Below are 3535 nucleotides of genomic sequence, written 5' to 3'. Positions count from 1 at the left end.
GCACCGAATCGGTGCCGGGCCCTCGCCGTGCGCTCCGGGGGCGGCTACCCGCCGCTCCCCCTCACTCGAAGGACGGGCCGTCCGTACGGGTGCGCTTGATCTCGTAGAAGCCCGGGGTGGAGGCCACCAGCAGGGTGCCGTCCCACAGCCGGGCCGCGGCCTCGCCCTTCGGGGCGGGAGTGACCACCGGGCCGAAGAAGGCGACCCGCTCGCCGTCCACGCCCTCGACCGCGATCACCGGGGTGCCGACGTCCTCGCCGACCAGGGTGATGCCCTCCTTGTGCGAGGCCCGCAGGGCCTCGTCGTACGCGTCCGTGCCGGCCGCGTCGGCGAGCTCGACGGGCAGGCCCGCGGCCACCAGCGCGGCCTCGACGGTCTCCCGGTTCTGCGGCAGGCCCTGGTTGTGGAAGCGCAGGCCCAGCTCGGTGTAGAGCCGGCCCAGCACCTCCGGCCCGTGCTGCTCGGCGGCGGCGACGCAGACCCGCACCGCGCCCCAGGCGTTGTCCAGCAGCTCCCGGTAGTTCTCCGGGAGGTCCCGGTGCTCGTTGAGCACCGACAGGCTCATCACGTGCCAGTTCACGTCGACCGGACGCAGCTGCTGGACCTCGATCAGCCAGCGGGAGGTCATCCACGCCCAGGGGCAGGCCGGGTCGAACCAGAAGTCGGCGGTCTTGCGCTCAGCGGCAGTCGTCACTGGGAGTCGTCCTTCGTGAGGTGATCCGAGGCAGGAGGTGTTCCACCCCCGAACGCCAACACCCGTCCCGCGCAGCTGATTCCGGTCCGGACGCGACTTCTGTGCAATGGTACTGACGGAGCGGGCCGTGAAAGGATGACCCCGCGCGCGGAGCACACCCCCGCGCCGAGACCGCACCACCCACAAGGCGCACCACCGTGCGAGCCGGACAAAGGAGTACCGCCGTGCCGGGCAAGAACCTCAGCCGCGACGAGGCGCAGCAGCGGGCCAGCATTCTGGCCGTGGACGGCTACCAGGTCCGGCTGGACGTGACCTCGGCCCCCGACCGGGCGGCCGGCACCTTCCGCTCCACCACCACCGTCACCTTCCGCTGCTCCCAGCCCGGTGCGGACACCTTCCTCGACCTGCTCGCCCCGGCCGTCCGCTCGGTCACCCTCAACGGCCGCGCCCTCGACCCGGCCACCGCCTACGACGGCGCCCGGGTGCACGTCGACGGCCTGGCCGCCGAGAACGTGCTGACCGTCGAGGCGGACTGCGCCTACAGCCGCACCGGCGAGGGCCTGCACCGCTTCGTCGACCCGGTGGACGGCGAGACCTACCTGTACACCCACTACGAGCCGGCCGACGCCCGCCGGGTGTTCGCGAACTTCGAGCAGCCCGACCTGAAGGCCCCGTTCACCTTCACGGTGACCGCCCCGGCCGCCTGGGACGTGTGGTCCAACGCGCCGCACGAGAACGTCGACGCCGAAGGCGACGCCCGCACCTGGGAGTTCGCGCCGACCAAGCCGATCTCCACCTACCTCACCGCCGTCGTCGCCGGCCCGTACCACGTCGCCCGCGACCACTACCGCCGCGAACTGGCCGACGGCACCGCGCTGGAGATCCCGCTCTCCGCGATGTGCCGCAAGTCGCTGGCCCCGCACTTCGACGCGGACGAGATCCTCGGCGTCACCAAGCTCGGACTCGACTTCTTCCACGAGCAGTTCGACTACCCGTACCCCTTCGGCAAGTACGACCAGGCCTTCGTCCCCGAGTACAACATCGGCGCGATGGAGAACCCGGGCTGCGTCACCTTCCGCGAGGAGTTCGTCTTCCGCTCGAAGGTCACCGACGCCGCGTACGAGGGCCGGGCCAACGTCATCCTGCACGAGATGGCGCACATGTGGTTCGGCGACCTGGTCACCATGCGCTGGTGGGACGACCTGTGGCTGAAGGAGTCCTTCGCCGACTTCATGGGCTCCTACGGCCTGATCGGCGCCCGCACCCGCTACTCCTCCGCCTGGGTCACCTTCGCCAACCAGCGCAAGGCCTGGGCCTACCGGCAGGACCAGTTCCCCACCACCCACCCGATCACCGCGGACATCCGGGACCTGGAGGACGCCAAGCTCAACTTCGACGGCATCACCTACGCCAAGGGCGCCTCCGTCCTCAAGCAGCTGGTGGCGTACGTCGGTTCGGAGGCGTTCTTCGAGGGCGCCCGCCGCTACTTCAAGCGCCACGCCTTCGGCAACACCGAGCTGGGCGACCTGCTGGAGGTGCTGGAGGAGACCAGCGGCCGCGACCTCAGGACCTGGGCCGCCGCCTGGCTGCAGACCTCCGGTGTCAACGCGCTCACCCCGCAGGTCACCACCGACGCCGAGGGCCGGATCACCGAGCTGGCCGTGCTCCAGGACGGGGACGTCCTGCGCCCGCACCGGATCGCGGTCGGTCTGTACGACCGGGACGCGGACGGCGTCCTGGTGCGGACCGGGCGGATCGAGCTGGACGTCGCCGGTGCCCGGACCGTGGTCGCCGAGGCCGTCGGCCTGCCCCGCCCGGCTCTGGTGCTGCTCAACGACGACGACCTGACCTACTGCAAGATCCGCTTCGACGAGGAGTCGCTGGCGACGCTGCGCACCGGCCTCGGCGACATCAGCAGTGAGCTGGCCCGGGCGCTGGCCTGGTCCGCCGTCTGGAACCTCACCCGGGACGGCCTGATGCCGGCCCGCGACTACGTCGCCCTGGTGCTGCGGTTCGCCGGCCAGGAGGGCAACATCGGCGTGCTCCAGTCGCTGCACGCCCAGGCCAAGACCGCCGTCGACCTGTACGCCGACCCGGCCTGGCGCGGCGAGGGCGGCCGGCTGCTGGCCGACGGCGCCCTGCGCGAACTGCGCGAGGCCGTGCCCGGCAGCGACCACCAGCTGGCCTGGGCCCGCTTCCTCGCCCAGACCGCGGGCGGCGCCGAGCACCTCGGCCTGGTCCGCGGCCTGCTGTCCGGCAGCGCCCGGATCGACGGCCTGGAGGTGGACCAGGAGCTGCGCTGGTCGCTGTGGCTGGCCCTGGCCGCGTCCGGCCAGGCCGCCGACGAGGAGCTGGCCGCCGAGCTGGAGGCCGACAACACCGCGAGCGGCAAGCACCACTACACCCAGTGCCTGGCCGCCCGGCCCACCGCGGAGGCCAAGGCCGCCGCCTGGTCGGCCGTGATCGACTCGGACGAGCTGCCGAGCGCCCTGGTCGAGGCCAACACCGCGGGCTTCTCGATCCCCGCCCAGCGCGACCTGACGGCCCTCTACGCGGCGCCGTACTTCAAGTTGCTGGAGCGGGTCTGGGCCGAGCGGACCATCGAGATCTCGATGCGGATCGTCGGCGGCTTCTTCCCGATCGCCCAGACCGACGAGCAGACCCTGGCCGAGGCCGACGCCTGGCTGGCGGGGCACCCCGAGGCCGCGCCGGCGCTGCGCCGCCTGGTGCTGGAGCGCCGGGACGACCTGGCCCGCGCGCTGCGGGCGCAGGCCTGCGACCGGGCCTGACGGACCGTACGCCGAAACGGCCGTGGGCCCCGCCCGCTCCTGGAAGCCAGGG

General features: G+C 72.4%; 2 protein-coding genes. One reads left to right on the top strand and one right to left on the bottom strand.

Annotation, left to right across the window (positions count from 1 at the left end; all coding sequences use genetic code 11):
• Nucleotides 1-61 precede the first annotated feature (61 nt).
• Entirely contained in the window at nucleotides 62-694 is a 633-nt protein-coding gene (locus tag ACFRAR_RS38410) for a disulfide bond formation protein DsbA (RefSeq protein WP_380705039.1), read from the bottom strand.
• Nucleotides 695-918: 224 nt separating this feature from the next.
• Between ACFRAR_RS38410 and pepN the strand changes: the two genes are divergently transcribed.
• A complete protein-coding gene (gene pepN / locus ACFRAR_RS38405) occupies nucleotides 919-3483 on the top strand; it encodes an aminopeptidase N (protein ID WP_380705036.1) in 2565 nt (854 codons plus the stop codon).
• Nucleotides 3484-3535 lie beyond the last annotated feature (52 nt).

It is taken from the genome of Kitasatospora sp. NPDC056651 (assembly GCF_042792155.1).
GTDB lineage: Bacteria > Actinomycetota > Actinomycetes > Streptomycetales > Streptomycetaceae > Kitasatospora.
Note: the sequence above shows the minus strand (reverse complement) of the source record. Positions and strands in the feature narration are given on the sequence as shown.